This window comes from Oscillatoria sp. FACHB-1407, assembly GCF_014697545.1.
Lineage (GTDB): Bacteria > Cyanobacteriota > Cyanobacteriia > Elainellales > Elainellaceae > FACHB-1407.
This window is the reverse complement of sequence record NZ_JACJSA010000024.1, coordinates 98,250-124,222: the sequence shown is the minus strand read 5'-3', so window position 1 is coordinate 124,222 and position 25,973 is coordinate 98,250. Positions and strand designations below refer to the sequence as shown.

Annotated in this window: 25 protein-coding genes; 10 read left to right on the top strand and 15 right to left on the bottom strand. The window is 50.1% G+C overall.

Going from position 1 to position 25,973, the window contains the following annotated elements; translation table 11 throughout:
• Positions 1-133 precede the first annotated feature (133 nt).
• From queA to mazF, 4 genes are all read left to right on the top strand, one after another.
• On the top strand, positions 134-1,261 hold the full coding sequence (gene queA / locus H6G89_RS28810; protein ID WP_190513203.1) for a tRNA preQ1(34) S-adenosylmethionine ribosyltransferase-isomerase QueA: 1,128 nt from the start codon (positions 134-136) through the stop codon (positions 1,259-1,261).
• A 152-nt stretch (positions 1,262-1,413) separates the two neighbouring features.
• Positions 1,414-2,538 (top strand): peptidoglycan-binding domain-containing protein, encoded by a 1,125-nt coding sequence (locus tag H6G89_RS28805; protein ID WP_190513177.1) that lies wholly within the window; start codon positions 1,414-1,416, stop codon positions 2,536-2,538.
• Positions 2,539-2,592: 54 nt separating this feature from the next.
• Positions 2,593-2,835 carry an AbrB/MazE/SpoVT family DNA-binding domain-containing protein gene (locus H6G89_RS28800; RefSeq protein WP_190513175.1) on the top strand — a complete coding sequence of 81 codons (243 nt, stop codon included), beginning with the start codon at positions 2,593-2,595 and terminating at the stop codon, positions 2,833-2,835.
• Positions 2,829-3,167 (top strand): endoribonuclease MazF, encoded by a 339-nt coding sequence (gene mazF / locus H6G89_RS28795; protein ID WP_190513174.1) that lies wholly within the window; start codon positions 2,829-2,831, stop codon positions 3,165-3,167. The genes H6G89_RS28800 and mazF overlap by 7 nt, the downstream gene beginning before the upstream one ends.
• Before the next feature lie 106 nt (positions 3,168-3,273).
• Here mazF and H6G89_RS28790 read toward each other — a convergent pair whose 3' ends face one another.
• Together H6G89_RS28790 and rimI are read right to left on the bottom strand one after the other, a co-directional pair.
• Positions 3,274-5,748, bottom strand: a complete 2,475-nt coding sequence (locus tag H6G89_RS28790) for an ATP-dependent Clp protease ATP-binding subunit (RefSeq protein WP_190513172.1) — start codon at positions 5,746-5,748, stop codon at positions 3,274-3,276.
• A 175-nt stretch (positions 5,749-5,923) separates the two neighbouring features.
• Positions 5,924-6,640 (bottom strand): ribosomal protein S18-alanine N-acetyltransferase, encoded by a 717-nt coding sequence (rimI, locus tag H6G89_RS28785; protein WP_190513171.1) that lies wholly within the window; start codon positions 6,638-6,640, stop codon positions 5,924-5,926.
• A 102-nt stretch (positions 6,641-6,742) separates the two neighbouring features.
• Between rimI and lysA the strand changes: the two genes are divergently transcribed.
• From lysA to H6G89_RS28770, 3 genes are all read left to right on the top strand, one after another.
• On the top strand, positions 6,743-8,146 hold the full coding sequence (gene lysA, locus H6G89_RS28780; protein WP_190513168.1) for a diaminopimelate decarboxylase: 1,404 nt from the start codon (positions 6,743-6,745) through the stop codon (positions 8,144-8,146).
• A gap of 186 nt (positions 8,147-8,332) precedes the next feature.
• Positions 8,333-9,256 carry a diadenylate cyclase CdaA gene (cdaA, locus tag H6G89_RS28775; protein ID WP_190513166.1) on the top strand — a complete coding sequence of 308 codons (924 nt, stop codon included), beginning with the start codon at positions 8,333-8,335 and terminating at the stop codon, positions 9,254-9,256.
• Positions 9,253-10,005 carry an isoprenyl transferase gene (locus tag H6G89_RS28770; protein WP_190513164.1) on the top strand — a complete coding sequence of 251 codons (753 nt, stop codon included), beginning with the start codon at positions 9,253-9,255 and terminating at the stop codon, positions 10,003-10,005. Before cdaA ends, H6G89_RS28770 begins: the two co-directional genes overlap by 4 nt.
• An 8-nt stretch (positions 10,006-10,013) precedes the next feature.
• Here the strand turns inward: H6G89_RS28770 and H6G89_RS28765 are convergent, their stop codons facing one another.
• From H6G89_RS28765 to H6G89_RS28755, 3 genes are all read right to left on the bottom strand, one after another.
• Entirely contained in the window at positions 10,014-10,394 is a 381-nt protein-coding gene (locus H6G89_RS28765) for a rhodanese-like domain-containing protein (RefSeq protein WP_190513162.1), read from the bottom strand.
• Between the two features lie 134 nt (positions 10,395-10,528).
• The gene (locus tag H6G89_RS28760) at positions 10,529-11,308 is read right to left on the bottom strand and encodes a PD-(D/E)XK nuclease family protein (RefSeq protein ID WP_190513161.1); all 780 of its coding nucleotides are present in this window, start codon (positions 11,306-11,308) and stop codon (positions 10,529-10,531) included.
• 16 nt (positions 11,309-11,324) lie between these two features.
• Positions 11,325-11,912 carry a PAP/fibrillin family protein gene (locus H6G89_RS28755; RefSeq protein ID WP_190513159.1) on the bottom strand — a complete coding sequence of 196 codons (588 nt, stop codon included), beginning with the start codon at positions 11,910-11,912 and terminating at the stop codon, positions 11,325-11,327.
• A gap of 160 nt (positions 11,913-12,072) precedes the next feature.
• On the opposite strand from H6G89_RS28755, the gene H6G89_RS28750 reads away from it, so the two are divergent.
• Both H6G89_RS28750 and mraY read left to right on the top strand, forming a co-directional pair.
• On the top strand, positions 12,073-12,309 hold the full coding sequence (locus tag H6G89_RS28750; RefSeq protein WP_190513156.1) for a DUF3134 domain-containing protein: 237 nt from the start codon (positions 12,073-12,075) through the stop codon (positions 12,307-12,309).
• Positions 12,310-12,439: 130 nt separating this feature from the next.
• Positions 12,440-13,537 (top strand): phospho-N-acetylmuramoyl-pentapeptide-transferase, encoded by a 1,098-nt coding sequence (mraY, locus tag H6G89_RS28745; RefSeq protein WP_190513154.1) that lies wholly within the window; start codon positions 12,440-12,442, stop codon positions 13,535-13,537.
• Positions 13,538-13,769: 232 nt separating this feature from the next.
• Here the strand turns inward: mraY and H6G89_RS28740 are convergent, their stop codons facing one another.
• The 3 genes from H6G89_RS28740 to H6G89_RS28730 all read right to left on the bottom strand — a co-directional run bounded on the left by H6G89_RS28740 (position 13,770) and on the right by H6G89_RS28730 (position 15,697).
• Positions 13,770-14,108: a carbon dioxide-concentrating mechanism protein CcmK gene (locus H6G89_RS28740; protein WP_190513152.1), complete on the bottom strand. Its 339-nt coding sequence runs from the start codon at positions 14,106-14,108 to the stop codon at positions 13,770-13,772.
• A 130-nt stretch (positions 14,109-14,238) separates the two neighbouring features.
• Positions 14,239-14,544 carry a carbon dioxide-concentrating mechanism protein CcmK gene (locus H6G89_RS28735; protein ID WP_190513150.1) on the bottom strand — a complete coding sequence of 102 codons (306 nt, stop codon included), beginning with the start codon at positions 14,542-14,544 and terminating at the stop codon, positions 14,239-14,241.
• 244 nt (positions 14,545-14,788) lie between these two features.
• Positions 14,789-15,697, bottom strand: a complete 909-nt coding sequence (locus tag H6G89_RS28730) for an alpha/beta fold hydrolase (RefSeq protein ID WP_190513148.1) — start codon at positions 15,695-15,697, stop codon at positions 14,789-14,791.
• Positions 15,698-16,038: 341 nt separating this feature from the next.
• Here H6G89_RS28730 and priA point away from each other — a divergent pair, with 341 nt between their 5' ends.
• Positions 16,039-18,576, top strand: coding sequence for a primosomal protein N' (gene priA / locus H6G89_RS28725; protein WP_190513201.1), 2,538 nt, complete (start codon positions 16,039-16,041; stop codon positions 18,574-18,576).
• Positions 18,577-18,687: 111 nt separating this feature from the next.
• Here the strand turns inward: priA and H6G89_RS28720 are convergent, their stop codons facing one another.
• The 7 genes from H6G89_RS28720 to H6G89_RS28690 all read right to left on the bottom strand — a co-directional run bounded on the left by H6G89_RS28720 (position 18,688) and on the right by H6G89_RS28690 (position 25,698).
• Positions 18,688-19,164, bottom strand: coding sequence for a ferredoxin (locus H6G89_RS28720; protein ID WP_199336984.1), 477 nt, complete (start codon positions 19,162-19,164; stop codon positions 18,688-18,690).
• 149 nt (positions 19,165-19,313) lie between these two features.
• Positions 19,314-19,700, bottom strand: a complete 387-nt coding sequence (locus H6G89_RS28715) for a DUF1257 domain-containing protein (RefSeq protein WP_190513144.1) — start codon at positions 19,698-19,700, stop codon at positions 19,314-19,316.
• A 53-nt stretch (positions 19,701-19,753) separates the two neighbouring features.
• On the bottom strand, positions 19,754-19,963 hold the full coding sequence (locus H6G89_RS28710; RefSeq protein WP_190513142.1) for a DUF2997 domain-containing protein: 210 nt from the start codon (positions 19,961-19,963) through the stop codon (positions 19,754-19,756).
• A 399-nt stretch (positions 19,964-20,362) separates the two neighbouring features.
• Positions 20,363-20,959, bottom strand: a complete 597-nt coding sequence (locus H6G89_RS28705) for a hypothetical protein (RefSeq protein ID WP_190513140.1) — start codon at positions 20,957-20,959, stop codon at positions 20,363-20,365.
• Between the two features lie 126 nt (positions 20,960-21,085).
• Entirely contained in the window at positions 21,086-22,321 is a 1,236-nt protein-coding gene (locus tag H6G89_RS28700; RefSeq protein WP_190513138.1) for a type II secretion system F family protein, read from the bottom strand.
• A gap of 147 nt (positions 22,322-22,468) precedes the next feature.
• Positions 22,469-23,593, bottom strand: coding sequence for a type IV pilus twitching motility protein PilT (locus H6G89_RS28695; protein ID WP_190513136.1), 1,125 nt, complete (start codon positions 23,591-23,593; stop codon positions 22,469-22,471).
• Positions 23,594-23,688: 95 nt separating this feature from the next.
• Positions 23,689-25,698 carry a GspE/PulE family protein gene (locus H6G89_RS28690; RefSeq protein ID WP_190513134.1) on the bottom strand — a complete coding sequence of 670 codons (2,010 nt, stop codon included), beginning with the start codon at positions 25,696-25,698 and terminating at the stop codon, positions 23,689-23,691.
• Between the last annotated feature and the right edge of the window lie 275 nt (positions 25,699-25,973).

Sequence of the window (25,973 nt, the reverse complement as noted above, 5' to 3'; positions counted from 1 at the left end):
TTCACCCAACTTTCACCTAACCGGGTGATTGTCTAATACATGAAGCAGGCGATGTCATATGACAGAAATCCATTCAAATCCAGTGATTTCTCATGTTCCAGCGGATCAACTTGATGCAACAGGCACCGTAGATATGGAGTGTAACTACGGAGCAACTTCCAACGAGGAAGATTTACAACTGCATGCGTATGATTACGAATTGCCTCCTGAGCAGATTGCCCAAAATCCAGCGGTTCCTCGCGATAGCTCTCGGCTATTGGTTGTTACTTCGCAGGCTGGCCATCAACACCACATTTTTCGGGATTTGCCCGATCTACTCCAGCCCGGCGATCTATTAGTGCTCAACAATACTCAGGTCATTCCTGCTCGTCTCTTTGGTCGTACAACGACGGGGGCAAGAGTAGAAGTATTGCTGTTAGAAGAGCAGGCTCCGCAGCAGTGGTTGGCTCTGGTCAAGCCGGGTAAACGCTTGAAACTTGGAACAACCATCTTGTTTGGGGGCGCAACGGCTGAGCAGGATACCGATGGGTCGGAACCCTGGTTAATTGCATCAGTGACCGCACGAGATGAAGCAACTGGCGGGCGGATATTGACCTTTCAGGTGCCCTCTGGCAAGTCTTTGTTATCGGTGGTTCATCAATTGGGGGAGGTTCCCCTGCCACCCTATATCAACCAATCACAAGCGACTGCTGAGCAATATCAAACCGTCTATGCCGAACAGGTAGGGTCAGTTGCTGCTCCGACAGCAGGGCTACACTTTACTCCAGACTTGTTGGCTCGGCTGCAAGACAGGGGAATTCAACAGGTGTTCATCACGCTCCATGTGGGTGTCGGCACGTTTCGCCCAGTGGAAGTGGAAGACATCACGGCCCATCAAATGCATGGGGAATGGTTAGATGTTTCGGCAGAGGTAGTAGAGCAAATTTGCCAGACTAAAGCCAATGGAGGACGAGTGATTGCAGTTGGGACGACTGCAACCCGTGCTCTAGAAGGAGCGGCACAAGGAGGAACGCTGCGACCCTATTGTGGCAAAACGGAGTTATATATCTATCCGGGCTATCGCTGGCGCGTCATTGATGGGCTAATCACTAACTTTCACTTACCCAAGTCAAGCTTGATGATGTTGGTAAGTGCGCTGATTGGGCGATCGCGCTTATTAGCGTTGTATCAAGAGGCGATCGCTCAAAAATATCGCTTCTATTCCTTTGGAGATGCAATGCTGATTTTGCCAGAGGCAAGAGTGAAGGAGAGTGGGGAGTAGTAAAGAGACGCGATTAATCCTATCTTTTCCTACTCCTTCACTTCCCGCATGTAGATTTATCACTCCGACAAGGACTATACGGAATCCAATGAATTAAGGCTGTAGATTGCGACGTAGGGATATTGCCCCGTCCTCATTTAGGAGACTACTGTATGCCTGTTTTGCGTCCACCTGCGAGAGTGCTGATTAACAATGCTCGATTTACAGCAGCCGATCTGGTGGCACTGCGACAGGCAATCCGATCGCGTACGGCAACGGTTGAGGACGCAAAGACGATCGCCACTCAGTATGCCGATACGCTAGAAGCGGGGGTAGGCAATCAGTTGCGAGAGCTACTACAAAGTTTAGGGAGTTCAACCGCGATCGCTGCCCCCATTGCCAATCTTGCGCAGGAACAAGGGTTGCTCACAGGTCAAGTCATCTTGCCGGATAGCGGACAGCGACATGCATCGGTGCGATCTGTGCAACGGGCGTTAATTGCCCTCGCCAACCGAACCCAACAAGTCGCCTACATGCTACCGCAGGGCGGAGCCGATGGAGTCTATGGCAATGAGACGACATTGGCAGTCAGAGCTTTTCAACAACGAAATGGGCTACCTGTGACAGGTAAGGTCAACCCGGCAACCGCAAAAGCGATTGATCAAGCCCTGCGGAATACCCAGGTTCCCGGTATCATGACGGCTTCCCCGGCGGATTTGGTGCAGGCAGCTAAGGAACTGTGTACAGGGTCAGTGGCATTGAATTATGGAGTGCCACAGCCATGGATCAACATAGACCCAAATCACAACGTTCCGGTCGATCGCCCCTTTATGCTGCTGGTCAATCGTTGGAAATGTAATCTGTTTGGCGGCAACGTGTTGCGCAAGGGAGGCTATGAGCCACCTTACTATGGCAATCAGGGCAAAGGAGAATATCCCAATGCCAACCAGTGGTTTAAGTGGAGCGACAAGCACGCTCCCCGATTTGGCAATCGAGTCCATTTTCAATTGATTGCAGAAGTTGCTCCAGCCTCAATGGAGTGGGAAGCCAGCAAACGGGCGATCGCCGATCTATTAGCTAAAGCGAAACCGGGTGACTTTTTGCTACAAGATCACCCCGGCTCCCAAGTGGCAGATGGGGGACATACCCGCGTGGCGATCGCCACCCAATTTACAACTAATGGCACCGTTTCGTTTGCCCAGGCTCAATTTGATCAGGCAGGCATTCAGCAAGAAGGCGTTGATGATTTAACAGGTTCTGAAAATCTTTGGCTCCTGCGTCCCAATCTCCGGATGTGAAACCGACCGTATATACTATGTATATACCTGTTTAGCAGAATGGAGACTTGTGCTATGGCAGCAACAATCGCAAAGTGGGGAAATAGCCTTGCTATTCGTATTCCACAGGCGTTAGCCAAGGAAATCCAACTGGCAGAAGGGGTTGAGGTTGATCTCGTCGTGGTGGATGGGAATCTGCTTGTGAAACCAAAAAGTCACAAGCGGTACTCATTAGATGAGCTAGTTCAAGGAATTACGCCCGATAATTGTCATGCTGAGATTGACAGCAGTACAGCCGTGGGGAATGAAGTTTGGTAGCACCTTACATTCCTGATCGAGGGGATATTATTTTTTTAGATTTTGATCCCACTAAAGGGCATGAGCAACGAGGGCATCGACCTGCTTTGGTTCTGTCGCCTCGCGCTTATAACCAAAAAAGCTCCCTGTCACTGTTGGTGCCAGTTACGAGGCAACGAAAAGGTTACCCATTTGAAGTTCCTTTACCATCTGGGTTAGAAACTCAAGGAGTGATTTTGGCAGATCAAATTAAGTGTCTAGATTGGAGGGCACGTAGGGTGCATTTTGTTGAATCTGTACCTGATGAGGTGATTAAAGAAGTCCAGGCAAAAATCGAACCACTGTTGCTATAGCCCTCTGTTGAGTGCTCTGTCTTAATTGAGGTGACTATGGCTATGAAATAAACAAAGCGGTGGAAGTAGTCACTCCCACCGCTTAATCGTTTCAATCTATTAGAAGTTATTCAACGGCTTGAGGCAATAGCTCGCGCTTTTCACCGGGAAGGACATTAACCTGACCTTCATCGTTGACATCGACCACTGCAACATCGCCATCCTTAATGCGACCTGACAGAATCTCCTCTGCTAAGGAGTCTTCGAGTAAGCGCATAATGGCACGACGCAGGGGTCGAGCACCGTAAGCCGGGTTGTAGCCTTCCTCCACCAATCGGTCTTTAAACCGTTCGGTGACTTCCAGCGTGATGCCCTGCTCACTGAGACGTCCAAAGACTTCGCGCAACAGAATGTCGGAAATCTCTTTGACCTCGTCCTTGGTCAACTGACGGAAGACGATGATTTCGTCGAGACGGTTGAGGAACTCTGGGCGGAAGTATTGCTTGAGTTCTTCGTTAACCAGAGAGCGAATCCGGTTGTACTGGGAATCAGCCGCACTTTCGGAGGCAAAGTCGAAGCCAAGACCGCCACCACCCTTCTCAATGACCTTCGATCCAATGTTGGAGGTCATGATCAGCAGGGTATTCTTGAAGTCCACCGTACGACCTTTCGCGTCAGTTAGACGTCCATCCTCCAGGATTTGCAGGAGCATGTTGAAGACATCAGGGTGAGCTTTCTCAATTTCGTCGAACAGCACGACCGTATAAGGGCGACGACGAACGGCTTCGGTCAACTGACCACCCTCGTTGTAACCGACGTAGCCGGGAGGCGAACCGATCAGCTTGGAAACGGTGTGACGCTCCATGTATTCCGACATATCGAGTCGGATCATGGCATCTTCGGAGCCGAAGAAGTAGGAAGCCAACGCCTTGGTTAGCTCAGTCTTACCAACCCCAGTAGGACCAGAGAAGATAAAGCTGGCGATCGGGCGGTTGGGGTTCTTCAGACCGACACGGGCACGACGAATTGCGCGAGACACGGCTTTCACCGCTTCATCTTGACCAATCAAGCGATTATGCAACGTGTCTTCCATATGTAGCAGTTTCTCAGACTCGGATTCCGTCAACTTGTTGACTGGAACGCCTGTCCAGGATGCCACAATTTGAGCGATATCTTCTTCATCCACAATGGGTGAATAATCTTCGCCATCTGTACTCTCAGCCTTACGGTTTTGAGCGATCGCCCGGATTTCAGCTTTGATTTCCATTTCGCGATCGCGCAGTTCTGCTGCCCGGTCAAAGTCTTGAGAACGAACGGCATCGTCCTTATCTTTGAGGACTTGGCGCAATTCTTTATCCAATTCTTTAGCAGCGGGAGGCAATTGCGAGTTGATTAAGCGGACACGAGATCCTGCCTCGTCCACCAAGTCGATCGCTTTATCGGGTAAGTAGCGATCGCTAATGTAACGATCAGACAGCTTAGCCGCTGCCTCTAAAGCCGCATCTGAAATCTTGAGCTTGTGGTGCTGCTCATAGCGTTCGCGCAAGCCACGCAAGATCTCAATGGTTTCATCAACCGTTGGTTCGCCGACCATCACAGGTTGGAAGCGGCGTTCCAGAGCGGCATCTCGTTCAATATGTTTGCGGTATTCGTCCAGCGTGGTTGCACCGATACATTGCAATTCACCCCGTGCCAGTGCAGGCTTCAGGATGTTAGCTGCATCGATCGCCCCTTCTGCCGCACCTGCCCCAATCAGGGTATGAACCTCGTCAATGACCAGAATGACGTTTCCGGCTTGACGGATCTCATCCATGATTTTCTTGAGGCGTTCCTCAAATTCACCCCGATACTTTGTGCCTGCAACGAGTAGACCAATATCGAGAGTGACGACCCGTTTTTCTTCGAGAATGTCGGGTACGTCGTTATTAGAGATGCGTTGTGCCAAGCCTTCGGCGATCGCCGTTTTACCGACACCAGGTTCTCCAATTAACACAGGGTTGTTTTTAGTACGACGACCCAGGATTTGGATGACCCGTTCAATCTCTTTTTGACGACCCACGACTGGATCTAACTTGCCCTCAGCCGCCATTTGCGTCAAGTTGGAGCCAAACTCGTCCAAGGTTGGAGTCTTAGTCCGTCCCTGGCTCCCTCCTGCGGAAACTTCAGCAGTTTCGCCCAACATCCGAATAACTTGAGTCCGGACCTTGGACAGGTCAACACCCAAATTTTCGAGCACTCGTGCAGCGACCCCTTCTCCTTCTCGGATCAACCCTAGCAGTAGATGCTCGGTACCGATATAGTTGTGTCCGAGTTGGCGGGCTTCTTCAAGCGACAGTTCTAAAACGCGCTTGGCTCGTGGAGTAAATGGGATTTCAACAGCAACGAATCCGGAACCGCGACCGATAATCTTTTCGACCTCGATCCGGGCATCCTTTAAGTTGACACCCATCGATTTGAGAACTTTGGCGGCGACGCCGGTCCCTTCTCCAATCAGACCCAGGAGGATCTGCTCTGTACCCACAAAATTATGTCCCAGGCGACGAGCTTCTTCCTGGGCAAGCATAATCACCTTAATGGCTTTTTCTGTGAAGCGTTCAAACATGGCGGTTTTCTATCACCTGCTGCGTGCCGGTACTGCTGATTCTAGCATAGGGAAATCGTCCGGTTGCTATACCTAAGCAACAGGTCTGGAGTAGAAATTACCGAAGTTTGGAAAGAGCGGCTTTAATCAAGAGTCTTTTCGGGGATCAAGGAATCCTCCAATGAAAAAATTCTTGTCAGGAAGGGGAATTTACGTCAAGGGGGAATTTGAAAAAGTCGAGATCAGTCAGCTCTTTAGAGAGATGCCAACCTGACTGTAAAAGGCGATCGCAAACCTCCTGATACTGTATTCGCAACATCTCGCAAAATTCAGGCTTTTGAATGCCGCTGCGCCACAAGATCAACGCATCTTCACCTGTATCAGGGTAATAATTGCGGCGTTGACCCACTATCTCAAACCCAAACTTTTGATAGAGGGCGATCGCTGCCTGATTGGAAACCCGTACTTCTAGTGTGACCCACTCTAGTTTTCGTTGCCATGCCGCTATTAACAGCCGATAAAGCAAAAATTGCCCTAACCCCTGTCGTTGATAATCGGGGTGAATCGCCAGGATAGTGATGTGTGCCTCTTCAAGAATTGCCCACAGGCAACCAAGACCCAGGAGTGGGGAGTGGGGAGTGGGGAGTGGGGAGTGCGGGGGGCAAGGGGTAACTGAGTTGATAGGTGAGGCGTTAGAGGGGTAGAGGGGTGATGAATAATGTTCTGGAATTTTCGGTGTAGTGGGCGAAGTCGAACTACTGTCTCGCTGCAACACCAATAAATCACTAAAAGGACTATCTAGCTCTCGCTGATAGCCCTCTATTGTCCACAACCCACCAAAACATTGCTGATCCAGAGCGATCGCGGCGGATAGGAGGTCTTCTGTTAGTGGCTTGAGTGTCAGAAAATTCACAGAACCGTTAAGGAGATCGGTCGGGATGCACAGCCCTCAATTGTACACTAGGTATATAGACCGCACTTGCCCTCCTCATTATTTAAGGAAAAATCGAACACGATGGTATCAACTCCCGCTACAGCGGCAGAGCGTTGTGGTGTCCAGTATCTTCCTCAGATTCAGTCAGACAACCCTTCTCCTAATCAGTATTTGCTTCCTCTGACCGCTCAGGTTAACGCTCAAAACCATCTTGAAATTGGTGGATGTGATGTCGTTGAACTGGTCAATCGATTTGGCTCACCGCTTTACATCCTCGATGAAGCAACGCTGCGTACGGCTTGCCGTCAGTATCGCGATGCGTTGAAGCAGTATTATCCGGGTGAGTCACTGGTGATCTATGCCTCCAAAGCATGGAATTGTCTGGCCGTCTGTGCAGTGGTTGCCAGTGAAAATCTGGGGATTGATGTTGTGTCTGGTGGTGAGCTGTATACGGCTCTAGAAGCTGGAGTCGCCACTGATAAGCTCTATTTGCACGGTAATAATAAGTCAGTTGACGAGTTGCAGTTTGCCATTGCCTCTGGGATCACGATCGTTGTAGACAACTGGCATGAGTTAAAAACCCTGGTCGAGCTAAACAAGCACGAAGAGGCGACTCCAGTCAGGATTATGTTGCGCCTCACCCCAGGAATTGAGTGCCACACCCACGAATACATTCGTACGGGGCATTTAGACAGCAAATTTGGCTTTGATCCCGACCAACTGGATGAGGTCTTTCAGTTTGTCAGCCAACAACCTGCTCTAAATTGTGTTGGGTTACACGCTCACATTGGCTCCCAAATTTTTGAGTTGCAACCTCATGCAGATCTGCCAGGGGTGATGGTGCAGTGGCTTAGTAAAGCGGCAAGTTATGGCTTGTCGATGCAAGAGTTAGATGTGGGTGGTGGATTGGGTATCCGCTACACTGAATCCGATGATCCCCCCAGTATTGATGCCTGGGTGAAGGCGGTTGGTGAAGGTGTGGCTCAAGCTTGCAAGGCTCAAAACATTGCTCTGCCAAAACTGATTGTAGAGCCGGGGCGATCGCTGATTGGGTCTGCCTGTGTGACTGCTTATACCGTAGGGAGCCAGAAGGAGATCCCGACTATTCGCACCTACATTACGGTTGATGGCGGTATGTCGGACAATCCCCGTCCGATTACGTATCAATCTGTGTATCGGGCGATCGCTGCCAATCGTATGCGGGAACCGTTGACAAAAACCGTGACAATTGCCGGAAAACACTGTGAATCTGGCGATATTGTCATTAAGAGTGCTGATCTACCTGAAACTCAACCAGGAGATACCCTCGTGGTTATGGCAACGGGTGCCTACAATTACAGCATGGCATCCAACTACAACCGTCTACCTCGTCCAGCGGCGGTTTTAGTCAATGCAGGAGAGGCAAACTTAATTTTGCAACGGGAAACTTATCAAGATTTAATTCGACAAGATCGTCTACCAGAAAGACTGATCAAACAAGCATAAAGGATAAAGGATGAAGGATCAGACTAGGAGGGAGTGGCAATTTGGCTACGATCATGCAGGCATCTTGCTGACGTGATCAAACTGCCTAACATTCAAACTAGCTCTTACCCTAACGCGCTCACTTTGTCCTTCATCCTGTTAAACTTCGCTTTGTTTCAGATGTTATGGTTCATCCAGATCAATCAGATGGCATCTCTCTTAAAGCAATGGCTGACAAACCTTGGCTGGGATCAGTCCTTGCTACGGTCTGTCATTGATGTTGGGTTGGTTCTGGCTCTGACCTACATTGTGCTGGTCATTATTGGAGAACGCCGTACCCTCTGGATGGTCAGAGGGTTAATTTTGTTGATGCTGGCATCGGCGTTGAGCAGTTATTTTGAACTGAAACTGCTCAACTTTGTGTTAGAAAAGCTGGTGATTGGATCTGCGGTGGCGATGGCATTTATCCTCCAGGCAGAGTTTCGTCGGTTTCTGGAGCAGTTAGGGCGGGGGGAGATCTTGCAACTCTTTCAGCCCTCGCATGAGGCGATTCCGAAGCCCGATAGTGTCATTGATGAGATTGTGGACGCTGTGAAGGAACTATCGCAAAACCGAACAGGGGCACTGCTGATTTTAGAAACAAACCGTCCCATAGATGAACGCGATTTTTCAGTGCCAGGGGTCAAACTGAATGCAGAAGTGTCGAAGGAGTTGCTACAAACCATCTTCCAAACGACGACTCTGTTACACGATGGTGCGGTTCTAATCCGTGCTTCGCGTGTTGTCGCTGCGGGGGTGATTCTGCCACTCTCGGAGCGGACAGCATCTCGTCAGTTAGGAACTCGCCACCGAGCTGCTATGGGAATCACTGAACGAGTCGAAAACTGCATCTGCGTTGTTGTATCCGAAGAGACAGGGTCTATTTCGTTAGCCGAACGAGGAGTTTTAAACCGACCGCTAACCAGCAATAAATTGAGGGAACTATTAATGGCGCGGTTTTCTCAATCTGTTGAACGAGAGGCGGTTGCCCCCCAACTACGGAGTTTGGGTCGCCAGCTTAGAACTCAAGTCACGGTGTTGTTTTCGCGTTTTGTCCGCTTTTTATTGTCGGCTTCTCGGGAGAAAAAATGACAGCAAATTCCACCCTTTTAAGAGAGTTACCTGCCGATTTAGATCGGGAACGATTGCCAAGACATGTGGCTGTGATTATGGATGGCAATGGTCGCTGGGCAAAGCGACAGGGGTTGCCTCGGATTATGGGGCATCGTCGGGGGGTAGACACACTCAAGGACATGCTCCGCTGTTGTAAAGACTGGGGTATCAAAGCCTTGACAGCCTATGCATTCTCGACAGAGAACTGGGGACGTCCACTCGAAGAAGTGGACTTTTTGATGACTTTGTTCGAGCGCGTGCTGCGACAAGAGTTGCGCGAGATGATGGCAGAGGATGTTCGGATTCGCTTTGTGGGTAATTTGAGCGCACTACCACCATCGCTCCGGGCAGAAATCGAACGCTCTATGATTGAAACTCAACACAATCAAGGCATTGAGTTTTCAGTGGCGACAAATTACGGGGGTCGCCAGGAAATTGTGCAGGCGTGTCGCGCGATCGCCACTCAGGTTCAGCAGGGGTTGATTCAACCCGAAGACATCGATGAATCGCTGTTTGAACAGCACCTTTACACCCGTGGAGTGTGTGATCCTGACTTATTAATTCGCACTAGTGGCGAAATGCGGATCAGCAACTTTCTGCTGTGGCAGATGGCATACGCAGAGATTTACATCACTGACACGATGTGGCCCGACTTTGACCGAGCCGAGTTTCACCGAGCGTTGTGTGCTTATCAACAGCGCGATCGCCGTTTTGGGCGAGTGAAGTAACCGCTGTATTAAGAGGCTCTAAAGATGAGAGCCGACTCGACGGGATAACCGACCGCTTTCCAGGCAGCGACCCCACCCCGTAACTCGGAGATATGGGAGTATCCAGCATCGCGCAGGGAGTTAGCGGCGATCGCCGTTTCGTCGTCGGTATCGCCATACACATAAATATCTCGGTCAAGCTCCAGGGTGGTTAAAGCACGCTTGACCAATTCCTTCATAGGTATCGAAATGGCACCCATGACGTGTCCCTGATTAAACTCGGTGCGATCGCGGACATCGATGATTGTCAGGGCAGGTTCGCCCCAATCCAAACGGCTTTTGAGATCGTAAACCCGTGAGCGGGATTGCAGTTTTGGTGGAGCCGGAATGATTCCAAGAAATCTAGGCATGAGGAGTTAGTGACAGTGGAGCGATATCTGCACTGTAACAAGATTTCTGAGAATGGTGCAAACTTTTGTTGAGGGAATATTTACGAATGTAGCGATTTATGCATTTCTGCAACGTCACCTCTACAATGTCACCTCTACAATGTCACCTCTTGAATCTCAGCGAGCGTGAGCGATATTCCATCGTTTTGCTCATACCCACTACGACGACATCGAATCGCAAACGGACAACTCGTACAATATCCCTGAGATGGATCTACTTGGGGAAACGGCTCCTCAGCCAATCGCCACTGGGTCAGTTGACCGAGTAGACGGGCGATATCTTGGCGATCGCGCTGGTGTTGAGTAGGGCTATAGCGGAATGTCAGGTGTTGAGGTTGAGCCGCCTCGCCATCTTCTGCTCTCCCCTGGACAAACCAATAGGTGATGGAGATATCTTCGGGTCGGTAATCGGTTGTTTCAGCTAAGACGAATGGATATAAGCGCGTCTGCCAGTTGCGTTCTAGCGATCGTGACTGGGTAGGGCGTGGATAGGTCTTCCAGTCTAAAATCTGCGCTCGTCTGTCCTCCAGGATCAGCAGGTCATAAACCACCGTCAACAGATACCCTGCAAATTCCACGGTGCGCCGATGTTCGCTCTGCCGCAACAAAACGTTGGGGGTGTGGAAGATCTCTGGTGCTGCTTTAACCAGGGCTTCAACATGGTTTTTGAGTGGAGCCGCTTCATCTGAAGAGACCGTGAGTGGCAAGCCCAACTCATGTTGTTGCATCAGCCGGTGAAACTGTTGTCCCCAGATCAAGCGTTCCTGTTGCTCGACCGGAGTCAGCGAGCCAAGCTGGTCTAGATAACTGTGTTGAAACTTGCGAGGGCAGATTTCTAGCAAGCTAAGCTGCCCCTGGGATAAGCGTATGACCATTATTTCCAAGCACTCATCAGTTAACTTTGGTTAAAACAAAGACGCTGCCCTCGTTGCCCCGTCCGATTCTCAAGTCGTCATCTAAATAAGTGATGTCTAACCAACCCTGGCGATCGCGATTTTCCAGACTGACGTCGATCGCCGTAAACGTTTTACCCGCTTCAATTTGGGCTACGAAATAGTCAACGGAGCGATAGTCAACCAATCGCTGAAGTCCCAAGATCGATCGCTCAAATTTAACATCCACCCGACGTTCATTGACTGCCTGAAATCGAGCGGCGACACTCACCAACCCTTCTAGATAAGGTAGACCAGCCACTTCAGCAACGTTGTAAATCTTGGCTGCATTGGCGCGGACATATTGATAGACTTGCCCCAGCTTGAGGAATGGCACTTGTTCAACCCGCAACAAATCCTGGCTAGTGGTATACAGTAACCGCCAATTGCCATCGAGTTTGTCCAGTGCTTCAACAGGGCGAGGGGTGGGGTTGCGATCTTCAAGTTGAGCAACGGCAGCAAGAATGGCTCTCTGGTCGGCATCGGTGGCTAACAAGCCCCGGTTTTTACCTGCGATCGCCTCTAACAGTGCCGTCTTGCCAATCATGGTGCTGCGCTCCTAAGCTCTGTCTTCACTATAGATAGGTTAGAGCTTATCTACGACGACAATTTATAAAGCCTTTTTATCTACAATCCCATCCTCACATCTTGACATACACTGGAGTTTGGGCAATTTTGTCTAAACCCTACCCTTACGCAGAACTTTTATGGAAAATCGCGCCTTACGTGAAGAGCCTCGCAATAAACCCGCCCCTGTGATCCCGCCCCAACGGGATGCCTCTATTCTCGATTGGTTGGAGGGTACGGGTCGTCTTCTAGCTCGCGATACTGGGGATTTTGACTATCGTGACGATGAAGAAGAAATCAATGAGCTGATGGCAGGCGAAGACAACAGCTTTGAAATGGATGACGACGATGACGATGTCCTCGATCTCGATGAATAGACAGGACGTTAAGAAATACTTGCTTAATTAAGTATTTTCAAAATCGTTGACATGTGTGAAGATTATTCCTGATTTGGTCAAGACTGGCTTGCAGTCTTTGAGGTGTGGTGTGAAGTGAGATGACACAATCGTGGATGCTAAATTATCGCCGAATGAACAGATAGGTCTTTCAGGTAGGGTGCTATCCATTATTCTGGGAACCGTTCTCCTGGGCATTGCTCCCCTGCTTGATATGCTTGCAGGTCGCACTCCCTGGGGTGTCGCTTTAACACTGCCCCTATGGGTTAGTGCGATCGCAACTGCGCTCTTAGGGTTTTGGGTTGTGCCTCAACTGCGTCGCCTAAAGATGGGGCAATTTATTCGTGAAGACGGTCCCCAGGCGCACTTAAAAAAAGCTGGAACGCCGACCATGGGTGGGTTGTTTGTCGTGCCAACGGGTGTGGCGATCGCACTGCTCTGGTCAGGGTTTACGCCAAATGTTGTCGCTGTAGCCGCTCTGACACTTGCCTATGGTTTTATTGGCTGGCTAGACGACTGGCAAATTTTGCGACGTAAATCAAATAAAGGCATTTCTCCGCGCTTGAAATTGATGCTCCAGATTGGCTTTGGGGCATTATTTTGTTTGTGGGCCATGTGGAGTGGTCAATCGACTAATATCACTGGATTAGCGTTACCGCTGGGTTTGACGCTTCCATTAGGGTTTTTGTTTTATCCCCTTGCCTGGTTTGTGTTGGTAGCTGAGAGCAATGCGACCAACCTGACCGATGGTTTGGATGGTTTGGCTGGAGGAACGGGGGCGATCGCCCTGTTTGGGTTAGCCGTTCTGGTTTCTCCCACCTCTCCAGATTTGATGGTGTTCTGCGCTTGTATGGCAGGTAGTTTTCTAGGATTTTTGGTGCATAATCACAATCCTGCACGGGTGTTTATGGGTGACACCGGAGCACTGGCGATGGGGGGTGCTCTGGCAGCAGTCGCCATCTTGACTCAAAACTTGCTTGGGTTACTCATCCTCAGTGGCATCTTCTTTGCGGAGACACTATCGGTGATTGCTCAGGTGAGCTATTACAAAGCGACTAAAGATAGTAACGGGGTGGGTAAGCGTCTATTCAAAATGGCTCCCCTGCATCATCATTTGGAACTGACTGGATGGAGTGAGATTCAAGTCGTGGCTCGTTTCTATCTGGTAGGTGGGCTGCTGGCACTTATCTGCATCGCACTTTACCTGTAAATCAGGCTTTGATTTCTCAAAACTCTGGCTTCTCTGGGAAGCCGGAGTTTTTTGCTTATATGGCTTTGGTCAGAAAGCTTAAGGCAAAGGTAATGGCTCAAACCCGGCTTCTGGGAAAGCTTTCTGGCTCGCCTCCGCCTCATCAAATGTGGCTACGGCTATAAAACAAGAGATCTCCAACTTGTTGAAGAAGTTGGAGATCTGGGGAATTTGAGACTCGGAATAGACCAGTTTATCGTCCTGGCAGAATGGGCGTTTCGACCGATTCGCGGAACCGCTCAACATCCTGGGTGAAGGCGATCGGCAACACACACTCCACATTTTCGTGGGGACGGGGAATGATAACCCAGGTTTCTAACGTGCCACCGGGGGTGTTTTCTGCGGCATGAATGCCTGCATCCATTGCAGTTTTGACCTCTGACACGTCGCCACGAATCATTACGGTGAATCGAGCACTTCCGGCTCGAATGTAACCAACTAAGGTGACGCGACCTGCTTTCACCATTGCATCTGCTGCCGCTAATACAGCAGGAAAACCTTTTGTCTCCAGTGCTCCAACCGCAACGGGCATGTCTAACTCCTATTAAAAACGCAGATGATGGGTGAATTCATTGTTTATTGTACGGGCGATCGCCCCAGCTTTTACCAAAACTCAGGGTTCGCACTTAATTTGAGACGGCTCTATAGAAGTCTTAACTAACCTATATAAACCGTTCAACTTTTGCAGTGTATTGAATCGGTAAGACCGCTTCCAGGTTTTCAGGGGGGTTCGGCACGATGTAGTAGGAAATTTCGGCACAACCTGGCGTTTTTTTTGCCGCTTCGATACCCGCTTCGATCGCAGGTTTTACCTCCGATGTCGCACCTCGAATGGCAACGATAAACTCGCCCCGTTCGGCTAAGCCATAATACACCAGGGTGACGCGCGCCCCTTTCACCATTGCATCTGCCGCAGCCAATACGCCCGGAAACCCAAGGGTTTGAATGACACCAACGGCAAATGGCACGGCTTCGTTCTCCTCGTCAATCAATAGAACTCTATTGTACGAAGGGATGTTCCTTTATGCACTGATGTCACATAGAAATTATTGTCTTCAGGTATTAGCCATTAATATCGTTCGTGTCTCTTACCGTTGATGGTAAAACCTTGTCCAAAAGTCATTAAACCTCACACCCGTTGTACGGATGTTTGGCGAAACGCCTCTACGAGATTCACATCTTGGATTAGCAACACCCATTGTTTCTTTTGCATCAAGGGTTTGCTTTGCTACTACGATGTTTGTCAAACCAGTTCTGTAAAATCGTGTTGACCTGATCCGGGGCTTCATCCTGTGGGCAGTGACCTACCCCTTCTAGGGGGATAAAGTCCTCAACGGCTGGAAAGTTGCTTAACTCTCGTCCAAGGGCGATCGGCTCCCATGGGTCAGCGTCTCCCCAGGCAATCAGTGCAGGGCAAGTCAGTTGAGGGAGCAGATCCTCTGCTAATGGTCCTTGAGAATAACGGGTAAACGCCAGAAAAACGGCAGCAGCTCCTGGCTCTAGAGCAGGTTGGAGCAACAGATCTACCAATTCATCGGTGACAGCAGATGGATCGCGATAGGCTTGCAGCAAAATTTTGCGAATCACCTTGGCTTTCGCCAGTTGATTAAAAAAGTAATTGCCAAAGGGGCGATAGCTCAGCAGGGATTGTAGCAGTGGAGCCGATGAGCGACGATGCCAGGGTAAGCTGGCTCGCTTGCGATCGTGCAACAGGCGGAGGGAGCAGTTGAGGAGCACGACACCTGATGCCAGTTGGGGTGCCATGACGGCGGCTTGTAGGGCAGCAATACATCCGACCGAGTTGCCTACTAAAAAGGCAGGAGTCCCTACAATCTCTTGGCAAAACTCAACGATTTGCTGTCCCCAGGTTTCAAAGGTGTAGAGAAATGGCTCTCCGGGGGTGGGCTTGGCAGAGAGACCAAACCCCAGCAGATCGAGCGCGTAGACGCGGTGCGTTTCTGCCAACACAGGAATATTTTTGCGCCAGTGGTCACTGGATGCGCCAAAGCCATGCACCAGAATGACTGCGTCTCCAGTTGTCCCAGCCGTTTGGTAACGGATGGGTAGGTCATGCCATTGCCAGATCGCCGATGTGGATTGGAGAGAGTCGCTCAGAACCATAGGATTATTTGGATTGGCTGCTGTTACTTAATGTAACAATTACGCTCTGGCTACGCTAGCTGGAAAGTGGAGAGAAGGAAGTAGGGGTCGAGCGAGGGATGACATAAATTGTCATTTTACACGGTAAGCGATAAATGTTATAGTCGAGAGGTTTATGATTGATTCATGTGGCAGGGCGATCGCATTAGCGAAGATATGGCTTCGTCCCGTTCAGAACTGGCCTTGTGTCGCTGCCCTGTTCGCTGCTTGATGTAGGAGTGGTTGTGACGTTTCAAGATCCACAGTACGGCTCTCAGACCGCAGATATTTCACCCAAAACTCCGTTGATTGACGGTGTCACGATGCCAGAAGTCTTGTCGTCCGAAATGTTGTCTGTTGCTGAAGGGGGCGATCGCTCGCCCCGGGGTAGCTGGGTCGAGACGTTGGTCGATTGTGCGGGGGCGCAAGGGCTTTATACCTATCGAGTGCCTGCTGATATTGAGGTTCAGCCAGGGGATATTCTCAGCGTTCCCTTTGGTGCACAGCAAGTTGGGGCGATCGCCATTCGCAGGGTTGAAGCACTGCCAGAGGATCTGCCTCCCAGCGCGGTGCGAGATGTTGAAGAGGTCATTTGCCAGGGCTTTTTCCCCTCCAGCTATTGGTCACTGCTGCAACAGACGGCTACTTATTACTGCACTCCCCTGATCCAGGTCGTGCGAACAGCGTTACCGCCGGGTTTGCTAGGGCGATCGCAGCGTCGGATTCGTTTGACTCCAACCTGCCCAAACTCTGCTCCAGCAGACTTGTCTACAGCGGCACAACAGATTCTGGAACAACTCCAGTCCCATAAGACGGGCGATTATGCGTGGCAATATCTGCAACGGCAGGTAAATGGGGCATCCCGAGGTTTGCGGGAATTACTCCAACGGGGATGGGTCGAGAGCTATCTGGAGCCACCGACTCCGGTTAAACCTAAACAACGGCAAGCCGTCACCTTTGTGGCTGAACCTGCGGTTGCCCTCAGCCCTCGCCAACATGAGGTGCTGGAGGTGTTGAAGCGACGTGGCGGCGAGATGTGGCTTCAGGATCTGTTGCAAACCTGCCAGACTAGCTCTGCGGTGCTCAAGGGTTTGCAACAAAAGGGATGTGTGGTGGTCTATCAGCGAGAAGTGCTGCGGACGGAAAGTGGAGCCTCGATTCTGGGGAGCCACCCCAAAGCCCTGACCTCCGCTCAACAGGCTGCTCTGGTTAAGATTCAGTCGCTCGATCGGTATCAGGTGGTGCTGCTGCATGGTGTGACTGGATCGGGCAAAACCGAGGTCTATCTCCAGGCGATCGCCCCAATTCTAAATCAAGGAAAATCGGCTCTGGTTTTGGTGCCTGAGATTGGACTCACTCCTCAACTGACCGATCGCTTTCGTGCCCGATTTGGCAGCAAGGTAATGGTCTACCACAGTGCCCTGTCTGAGGGTGAGCGGTATGACACCTGGCGACAGATGCTGAGTGGAACCCCTCAGGTGGTGATTGGCACCCGTTCTGCCATCTTTGCTCCGCTGCCCAATCTGGGGTTGATTGTCCTTGATGAAGAGCATGACAGCAGCTTCAAGCAAGACCAACCTACTCCCTGCTATCACGCTCGTACGGTGGCTCACTGGCGAGCGGCGTCAGAAAATTGCCCGCTGATCTTAGGGTCTGCAACCCCATCTATTGAAACCTGGGTTGAGGTTCAAGGCGGCTTTGTCGGCCATATCTCTGCCTCGGATACCCATCCCCCAACAGTCACACCGTTTCCTGAAAAGAGCAAACCTCTCTACCTCGCACTGCCAGAGCGAGTTCATGCTCGACCCCTGCCTCCAATTGACATTATCGATATGCGACAGGAGTTGCTGGAGGGCAACCGCTCGATGTTCAGCCGTGCTCTCCAAACTGCGCTCCACACTCTACAAGACCAGCAACAACAGGGGATTTTGTTTGTTCCCCGACGTGGACACAGCACCTTTGTCTCCTGCCGCAGTTGTGGGTTTGTGTTGGGATGCCCCCATTGCGACATCTCGCTGACCTATCACCAACCCCACGCAGAGAGTGCTGCTTTCTTGCGATGTCACTACTGCAACTTTAGACAGGCACATCCCGATCGCTGCCCCTCCTGTGAATCTCCCTATCTCAAACATTTTGGCAGTGGTACTCAACGAGTCATTCAAGAAATCACTCAGCAGTTTCCTACGTTGCGCTGTCTGCGGTTTGATAGTGACACAACCCGCACTAAAGGAGCCCATCGAGCACTGCTCGATCGCTTTGCACGAGGAGAAGCAGATGTGCTGGTTGGTACTCAGATGTTGACGAAAGGAATTGATCTGCCTCAGGTCACGCTGGTTGGGGTGGTTGCTGCGGATGGGATGTTGCATCTGCCTGACTACCGCGCCAGTGAGCGCACCTTTCAGGTATTGACACAGGTGGCAGGTCGAGCCGGACGAGGGAGCCAACCCGGTCGAGTTCTACTGCAAACCTACTCCCCACAGCATCCGGTTGTTCAGGCCGTGCAACGCTATGACTATGACTCCTTTATCGAGACGGAGCAACAACAACGCACAGCCCTGGGATATCCTCCCTTTGGTCATCTGGTGTTGCTACGGTTAAGCGGTGTAGATCCAGCGTTAGTGCGCCGCATAGCTGAGCGACTGGGTGAAAAACTGCGCTTCAATCAAACTCAGCTGGGTTACGATCTGTTGGGTCCGGCTCCAGCGGCGATCGAGCGAGTCGCCCGACGATATCGATGGCAAATTTTGCTGAAATACCGCACTGCTCAGTTGCAGGGGTTACCCAATTTGCAATCATTGCGGCAACAGTGTCCCAGTGAGGTTAGCTTGACGATTGATGTAGACCCATTGAACTTGCTGTAGGTGTGACTTGAGTTCGGAGCACGACATCCTATCATGGCTGTCTTGACGCCCCAGCTTTTCGACTTCATCCTTCAATCGGCAACTCTCTATTATTGGGCGTTGGCAATTGACTTAACTGTGGCGATCGCGTGCTTGTCGCTTTAATCGGCGTTGTCGCTGCTGAATGGTTGTTAACGCATGATCCACTGGAAAACCGGCAACAGGAATTACCTGGTCTTTGCGTTGTTCCTCTAAATGCTTCAGTTCTGTGTAATCTACCCAATGAATGCAATCTACAGGGCAGGTGTCGATCGCCTCTTGAATCACCTCTTCGGGGTCAGCATCCTGCCGAATCACCCGCGATCGCCCATAATCTGGCTCAATATAAAAAGTATTACGAGCAACGTGGGCGCAGTGTTTACACCCGATGCATGTCACCTCATCTACATAAACTCCCTTTTGCCGCACCAAACCGCCCAACTCTGGCTCTAAACCCGTACGCTCAGGTGCATCCCGCCAATAGCCACCAAGCTCTGGTTCCAACCCAGTTTGCCTGTCAACCGTTTCTCTCTGACTGGCAGGGGGGTGAGTCTCCTGCTCAGGATTCATGCGAAATGTGAAGTCACTCATAGGACCTCCAAATAACTTAACAGGGAGGCTTCTAACGATCCACTGATTAGAACAGCAGCGAGAAACCTCCCAGTTCTGAAAATAGTTTTTCTAACCGATCATGATTGCGTTGGGTTCAATGCATGACCCTACGCACTCCAACGTTGAAGCACCAGGCGGATAGAGCCATCAGCTTGTTGCTGTTGTTCAGTTACCTGAAACCCTTGCTGAGACGTTGTCTTCACCACAGTGTGGTAAGCGTAACGCTGAGTCACACGGTTCAAAAACCCTTCTACAGTGAGAGGCTGCTTCCAGTACTGTAGGTCGGCTACTAATTCGTATTCTTGACCGTTCCAGCTAAAACCAACATCGTAACCGTTGTCTTGCTCAATGGCGACATCAGCTGTTTTGGTTTGACCCCGGTAACCTCTAACGGCTTGAGGGCCGGATTTCCACTCAACCCCAACATCCGTCAAGGCAGACTGCAAAGCGGTCAAATCACGAATTTGAGTTTTAATTTGGCTAAAGTGTGACATGGGCTTCCTACTGTAATCAATCTAGGTGAGAGAAACTGTTTTTACTAAAAGGGTTACCACTGGCTAAACGTGGCCTGATTTGTATCTGAAACAGAATATTGTAACGGTTGGGCATAGTATTCAGAGGTCGGCTCTTGAGTCAAAACTTGACCCAGTTGCGCTTCAATCGCGGCTGTCACCTCAGCACAAGAAGATCCTGTAATTCCAGTGACTTTTTCTTGTACTCGACCATCTGGATAGATAATAAATTCCAACGTTTCCATTCTTAAACCAACTTTAAGAGACTTTAAGGAAATCTTTCACCAATCTAAATCGTTCAGGCGTTCCCAAACATGTGACCTGAGACAGAAACTTACGACTGAACCAAACATTCTGATTCTATTAAATCCATCCAGATTTTTAGAATCACTTTGTTCAAAAACGTAAGAAAACTTTGTAGAAGGCTGAGGCTCTCACTCAGTTAATTGTTAGTCTCCCTTAACTTCGAGGCTCAGTCAAGAACATCACGCTCTAAACTGGCGCGATCGCCAGGATCAAAAAACTGCCTCAAATCTTGAATTTCAGGCAGTTCCACAATGTTATAGAAATGGGTCTATGTAGTGAATTAATAAATTGATTGTCTACCGCTCTGCCAGAGTTGTCAGACAGGGCATCAGGGATATTTAATCTTCTGCACCTAATGCCTCTGGGGGAAGCGATTCCACGGAGGTTGACACCTCCTCAGGCATGTGGATGTCTTGAATGACAAATGGCAGGCATGCTCCGCGTAGTCCGCGTTTGATCCGATCGGGGGTGTCTGGAAAAACGACAAACAGGGGATGAGTGTGATCTGCCCCTTCGCTCAGGATGTGTTGATAACGGGGTGGCATCAACCACTCATAGCCTTTGTCAAGCCAAATTTGAGTTTGTCGCCACCGTCCCAACAAATCTGAAAAGTCTTCCTGGGCTCGGTAGATAAAAACGAAAATTTCAACTCCCGTTTTAATCTTCCATTCAGGGTCACACATCAAAATTGAGATATCACAGGGTAAACGCAGAACTTCCCCTGATGCGACCGCACCTCCTCCAGACCCAACCGAAGAGATGGGATTTCTTACCCGAATAATGGGCAATGGAATCGGGATCACGCTCTCGCTGGGACGGCGCATACTAGGAATCATCTCCAAATAAGGACGATGTTGTTTAAGCAGCGCGATCGCCCCTAGATGATTGCTGTATTCTGCCAGCAACTCCTCATAACGGGCTTGTTTCAAAGACATAACATCACGGGCTGTGCTTTAGGGGTAATCGTTTCAACTGAGGAGATGTCTCACAATGGCGACATCTCCTACATCAGGGCTACCTCATGATGATGGGGCTAGTTTACGATTGGTGGCAGGGTTTTCCTACTTAATCGCGTCCATCACAGCAAAGATTGGAAGATACATGGCTACCAGAATGGAGCCAACCATTCCCCCCAGAACAAGGATCATAATGGGTTCCATGACGCTGGTTAGAGCTTTTACCGCCTGCTCCACTTCATCTTCATAGAAGTCAGCAACCTTCATTAACATGGTATCGATTTCCCCAGTTTCCTCCCCGATATTGATCATCTGAATTGCCATGATCGGGAAGACTTGCTCCTTCTGTAAAGCGATACTGATCATGCCACCCGATTGAACTTCTTTGCGGGCTTCATCCACAGCGTTAGCAATCACGACGTTTCCAGCGGTATCTCGAACGATTTCTAATGCCGTGAGGATAGGCACCCCAGAACGAGACAGCGAACCAAAGGTACGGCAGAAGCGAGCCGTAGCGGTTTTTTGCAGCAGATCTCCAAATAAAGGCATTTTCAGGTAGAAGCGATCGAGCGTTTCGCGCCCCACCTTGGTTTTGTAGTACTGCTGATAGGAAAAGACCAGAATGACGACCACAACCACCGCCGAACCGAAATACAACGGTGTTCTGAGAACGGTACTGATCGTCAACATGAGTTGGGTGAAGGTAGGTAAGTCTGCGTCTAGCTCTTCAAAGATGTTGGCGAAGATGGGCAGCAAAAACATGGTCATGCCCAGAAACACTAGAACGGCGATCGTCCCTACGGCAATGGGGTAGGACATGGCAGACTTGATCTGGTTTTGCAGACGAGCCATATCCTCCAGCAGCTTGGACAGGCGGTTCATAACCTCGTCCAAGACACCACCCACTTCGCCTGCTTGTACCATGGCAACATAAAGTGCGTCAAAGCAAGCAGGGTGCTTCCGCATGGCATCGGATAGGTTGGTACCCTGTTGCACGTCTGAGCTGATTTCTTGTAATGCCTTTCGGAGTTTTGGATTCGGGCACTGATCCGACAGAATCCCCAATCCGCGCACCATAGCGACCCCAGCATTGATCAGTACGGCAAACTGGCGGGAAAAGATAGCTTTGTCTTTGACCGTAACTTTGGCTAAGGAGTCTTTGAGCTGATTCAGATCGAAGCTGTTCATGCTCTCAAACAGACCCCGATCTTCGGTCAATTCTTGTACAAATAAGCCTTGTTCCCGCAAAGCAGAACGGGCTTCAGCTGGGGTGTCAGCAGTGATCTTCTGGCGTTTGGGGTTCCCTTTTGAATCCCGAGCTTTAACAACGTAGGTAGGCATGGCTCACGTCCCAATGACGATAGGGGTTACAGGAATGTTGACTAGTCAGTCTTTTGCCAATGACTGAGTGAAATGGTTTTCAAAATCAGGGGGCGATGTGATGTAGGTTGCCCAACCGGGCGATTAAAGTACTCAACTGGTGTGGGGTTAACGAGCAGCAGTCCCAGCACCGGGACGCGCTCCAGTGGGTGCGGGTCCAACACCGCCAATCAACCGCTGGAATTCATCTGGACGAGACGTTTTAGCCATGGCTGACTCAAAGGAAATTGCCCCTGATTTGTAGAGATCAGCCAGCACTTTCTCCAGAGTTACCATTCCCAACTTACCCCCCGTCTGAATAGCAGAGTAGATTTGGGAGGTTTTGCCTTCTCGAATCAGGTTGGCGATCGCCGGAGTGATCACCATGATTTCTTGCGCCATGACCCGACCAAACTCACCCGGTTTAGGATTCTTGCGTTGAACCAGCGTTTGGCTAAATACGGCTACCAGCGAGTTGGAGAGCTGTACCCTCACCTGTTGTTGCCGTTCCGAGGGAAACACGTCGATCATCCGGTCAACGGTTTGAGACGCAGAACTGGTGTGCAATGTACCAAACACCAAGTGACCTGTTTCTGCCGCTGAGATTGCCAACGAAATGGTTTCCAAGTCCCGCATTTCACCCACCAGAATGATATCGGGGTCTTCCCGTAAAGCAGCTTTCAAAGCGTTGGCAAAACTCTTGGTGTCTTCCCCGAGTTGCCGTTGGTGAATCAGACTCTTAATGGGTTCGTAGACAAACTCAATCGGATCTTCGATGGTCAGAATATGCTCCGCCCGTGTCCGATTGATCAAGTCGATCATGGCTGCCAGTGTGGTCGTTTTCCCAGATCCGGTGGGACCCGTCACCAGGATTAACCCCCTGGGCTTTTCTGACATCTCTCGCACCACATCAGGCAGTCCTAATTTATCGAAACTAGGAATTTTGGAACTGAGTGCCCGTAAGCAAGCCGCATAGGTGCCTCGATCCTTGTAAACGTTGACCCGGAATCGAGCCAAACCCTTCACCCCATAGGAGCAGTCTAGCTCCCAGTTTTGTTCCAGGTTTTTACGCTGAGTGTTGTTCAGCATACTGAAGATGAGACGCTGACATTGCTCTGCTGTCATTGGCTCATCCCCAATCGGAGTCAAGTGACCGCTGAGTCGAAAGTAGGGAGGTAACCCCGCAGACAGGTGCATATCAGAGCCGCCCATCTCGATCAGCTGCTCCATCAGGTCTTCAATCATCAATTCCATGTTGCTTCTCCTTAGCCAAAGTCAGCAGTGCAAGTGTCAAAATTTGAACCAGATTCAACTTATTAATTTAGATATGCAGATTAGGATGGGAAGCCTTAATCCTGGAAGCGAGGCGTGGTGCAATAGGGACAGTCGAGCCACTCCTGTTTTAACTCAGCTCCACAGGTATTGCAGGTCAGAGAGCTCTTGCGTTTTGCTTTTAATTCAGCTTCCAGTCCGGTGTCTGTGAACGTAACCCGTTCTACTTCCTCCAGAGTGGTTGATCCCTGACGCACCAGGTTCAAGCTGTACGCCAGCAACGTCTTCATCCCTTCCTCAACGGCAACCTCTTTAATGCGCTCTGTAGGAGCACCTTCGGTAATCAATGTCTGAATGCGCTCTGTCACCCGCATGACTTCGTACACACCACAACGACCTTTATAGCCAATTCCTTTGCAGGTTGAACACAACATGTTCTTGGCTTTTGCCGCTTGAATTTCGTCAGGTTGGAGTGAGTTGGCTTTATAGAAAATAACATCTGACTCTCTAGAGGCAGACAACCCAAATCGGGCTAAGTCTTCGTGGGCAGGAGTGTAGGGGATGCGGCATTCAGAACAGACCCGTCGCATGAGACGCTGTGCTAATACACCGATTAAAGAACTCGACACCATGAACGGCTCAATCCCCATTTCATCTAAACGGGCGATCGCACTGGCGGCATCATTAGTGTGCAGTGTCGTCAAAACCAGGTGTCCGGTTAAAGCAGCTTCGATCGCGGTTTTGGCAGTTTCCTTGTCGCGAGTCTCACCCACCAGAATCACATCCGGGTCTTGTCGTAGGAAGGCTCTCAGAATGGAGGCAAAATCCATGCCCTTCTCACGAATTACCTGTACCTGGGTTAAACCGGGTAAGGTGTATTCAATCGGGTCTTCAGCCGTACTGATGTTGACCCCAGGGTCGTTTCGTTCTGCCAGAGCCGAGTAAAGCGTTGTCGTTTTACCAGAACCCGTTGGTCCAGTAACCAGAATGAGTCCAAAGGGTCGAGCCACCATATCTTGCACGATCTGCAAAGTGTCTGGGTCAGTGATGAGCTTATCTAACCCCAATTGAGTCGCAGAGTTATCAAGAATCCGTAAAACGACTTTCTCGCCATAGCGGCTAGGTAAGGTGTTGACCCGGAAATCGATTTTCCGTCCATCAAAAATCCGGCGAATCCGACCGTCTTGTGGCATCCGGCGTTCTGCAATATCCAGGTCGGCAATCACCTTAAAGCGAGCCGTGACCGCAGGGATAATTTTCTTAGGTAGTGGTTCAAATGCCTCTCTCAACACACCATCCTTGCGAAAGCGGATTCGCAGGTATTCCTCTTGAGGCTCAATGTGAATGTCTGAAACACCCTCCTGGAGAGCTTTGACCAGAATTTTATTGACCAGAGCAATGACAGGAGCCGCTTCCGCATCTGCCAGTGCAACGTCCAGGTTGGCATCTGCATCGTCAGATACTTCTTCCAGGTCAAGATACTCTAACCCCTCTAAGTCTGCTTTAACGTCAACCTTCGATTGCAGCTCAAGCTGTTTCTGCCGCTCAACCTGATCATCGAGATATTGAGAGATAATTCGCTGGTAATCTTCAGCGGTAATGACCATGCGCTGGAGTGCCAGTCCTTGAGGGCGCAGGATACGATTGAGGTCATCCTGAGCATCCAGGTTATCTGGATCAACCATGGCTACCAGGACTGAAAATGGCTCCTGTTCAGTTTTAGAAAGCGGCACCAAACGATAGCGACGACAAACATCGACTGGGATCAGCGTGTCAATTAATGTACTGACTTGTGATGTAGCGATCTGGCTGATCTCAGGATCAAGGGATTCAACCCCGTAAAGAATCTTTAACTCAAATAGCTGTTGCTTCTTGTACTGGCGCACCAACTCTGGGGGGAGTGGCAGACCAGTAATGTTCTCAAGAACTTCAAGCAAGGGTCTGCCTGATTTCCGGCTCTCAACTAAAGCTTGTTGCATCTGGTCGTTGTTAACATAACCAGACTTCACCAACTGAGTACTAAAGGGTGAGAAAGAGTGCTTTAAAACTAGAGCTTTGCGCGATGCTTGTGACGAGGAGTTAGTCATAGCGGGTGGGAGAATGTCTTAATTGAGTGGAGCCGGGGGGACAGGGTTACCGAATCGGTTCTGAAACATCTACACGATGAACGAATGGTATCGTTTTTCTAGCGATTGCAGCCAAATAGTTGAGGCTTAGCACTATTGGAAATGAATCAACAAAACTACGTCAAGGGATATGTGCAGCCTGGATTGTAAAAAATCTTTACATTTGTAATCTGCATCATGATCCCTAGAAGTAATTCAATAGTGGCGAAGAGGCGTAGTCTACTCTCAAAGCGAGA

What these genes read in the sequence shown, in the direction of transcription:
- H6G89_RS28730 (WP_190513148.1), bottom strand. Translation starts at nt 15,697, where the DNA reads ATGGTTCTGAGCGACTCTCTCCAATCCACATCGGCGATCTGGCAATGG.
- H6G89_RS28695 (WP_190513136.1), bottom strand. Translation starts at nt 23,593, where the DNA reads ATGGAATTGATGATTGAAGACCTGATGGAGCAGCTGATCGAGATGGGC.
- queA (WP_190513203.1), top strand. Translation starts at nt 134, where the DNA reads ATGGAGTGTAACTACGGAGCAACTTCCAACGAGGAAGATTTACAACTG.
- H6G89_RS28790 (WP_190513172.1), bottom strand. Translation starts at nt 5,748, where the DNA reads ATGTTTGAACGCTTCACAGAAAAAGCCATTAAGGTGATTATGCTTGCC.
- H6G89_RS28740 (WP_190513152.1), bottom strand. Translation starts at nt 14,108, where the DNA reads ATGCCCGTTGCGGTTGGAGCACTGGAGACAAAAGGTTTTCCTGCTGTA.
- H6G89_RS28800 (WP_190513175.1), top strand. Translation starts at nt 2,593, where the DNA reads ATGGCAGCAACAATCGCAAAGTGGGGAAATAGCCTTGCTATTCGTATT.
- H6G89_RS28770 (WP_190513164.1), top strand. Translation starts at nt 9,253, where the DNA reads ATGACAGCAAATTCCACCCTTTTAAGAGAGTTACCTGCCGATTTAGAT.
- H6G89_RS28765 (WP_190513162.1), bottom strand. Translation starts at nt 10,394, where the DNA reads ATGCCTAGATTTCTTGGAATCATTCCGGCTCCACCAAAACTGCAATCC.
- cdaA (WP_190513166.1), top strand. Translation starts at nt 8,333, where the DNA reads ATGGCATCTCTCTTAAAGCAATGGCTGACAAACCTTGGCTGGGATCAG.
- H6G89_RS28720 (WP_199336984.1), bottom strand. Translation starts at nt 19,164, where the DNA reads ATGAATCCTGAGCAGGAGACTCACCCCCCTGCCAGTCAGAGAGAAACG.
- H6G89_RS28705 (WP_190513140.1), bottom strand. Translation starts at nt 20,959, where the DNA reads ATGTCTTTGAAACAAGCCCGTTATGAGGAGTTGCTGGCAGAATACAGC.
- H6G89_RS28690 (WP_190513134.1), bottom strand. Translation starts at nt 25,698, where the DNA reads ATGACTAACTCCTCGTCACAAGCATCGCGCAAAGCTCTAGTTTTAAAG.
- H6G89_RS28710 (WP_190513142.1), bottom strand. Translation starts at nt 19,963, where the DNA reads ATGGAAACGTTGGAATTTATTATCTATCCAGATGGTCGAGTACAAGAA.
- H6G89_RS28750 (WP_190513156.1), top strand. Translation starts at nt 12,073, where the DNA reads ATGGAAAATCGCGCCTTACGTGAAGAGCCTCGCAATAAACCCGCCCCT.
- H6G89_RS28755 (WP_190513159.1), bottom strand. Translation starts at nt 11,912, where the DNA reads ATGATTGGCAAGACGGCACTGTTAGAGGCGATCGCAGGTAAAAACCGG.
- H6G89_RS28805 (WP_190513177.1), top strand. Translation starts at nt 1,414, where the DNA reads ATGCCTGTTTTGCGTCCACCTGCGAGAGTGCTGATTAACAATGCTCGA.
- lysA (WP_190513168.1), top strand. Translation starts at nt 6,743, where the DNA reads ATGGTATCAACTCCCGCTACAGCGGCAGAGCGTTGTGGTGTCCAGTAT.
- H6G89_RS28700 (WP_190513138.1), bottom strand. Translation starts at nt 22,321, where the DNA reads ATGCCTACCTACGTTGTTAAAGCTCGGGATTCAAAAGGGAACCCCAAA.
- H6G89_RS28760 (WP_190513161.1), bottom strand. Translation starts at nt 11,308, where the DNA reads ATGGTCATACGCTTATCCCAGGGGCAGCTTAGCTTGCTAGAAATCTGC.
- priA (WP_190513201.1), top strand. Translation starts at nt 16,039, where the DNA reads ATGCCAGAAGTCTTGTCGTCCGAAATGTTGTCTGTTGCTGAAGGGGGC.
- H6G89_RS28715 (WP_190513144.1), bottom strand. Translation starts at nt 19,700, where the DNA reads ATGTCACACTTTAGCCAAATTAAAACTCAAATTCGTGATTTGACCGCT.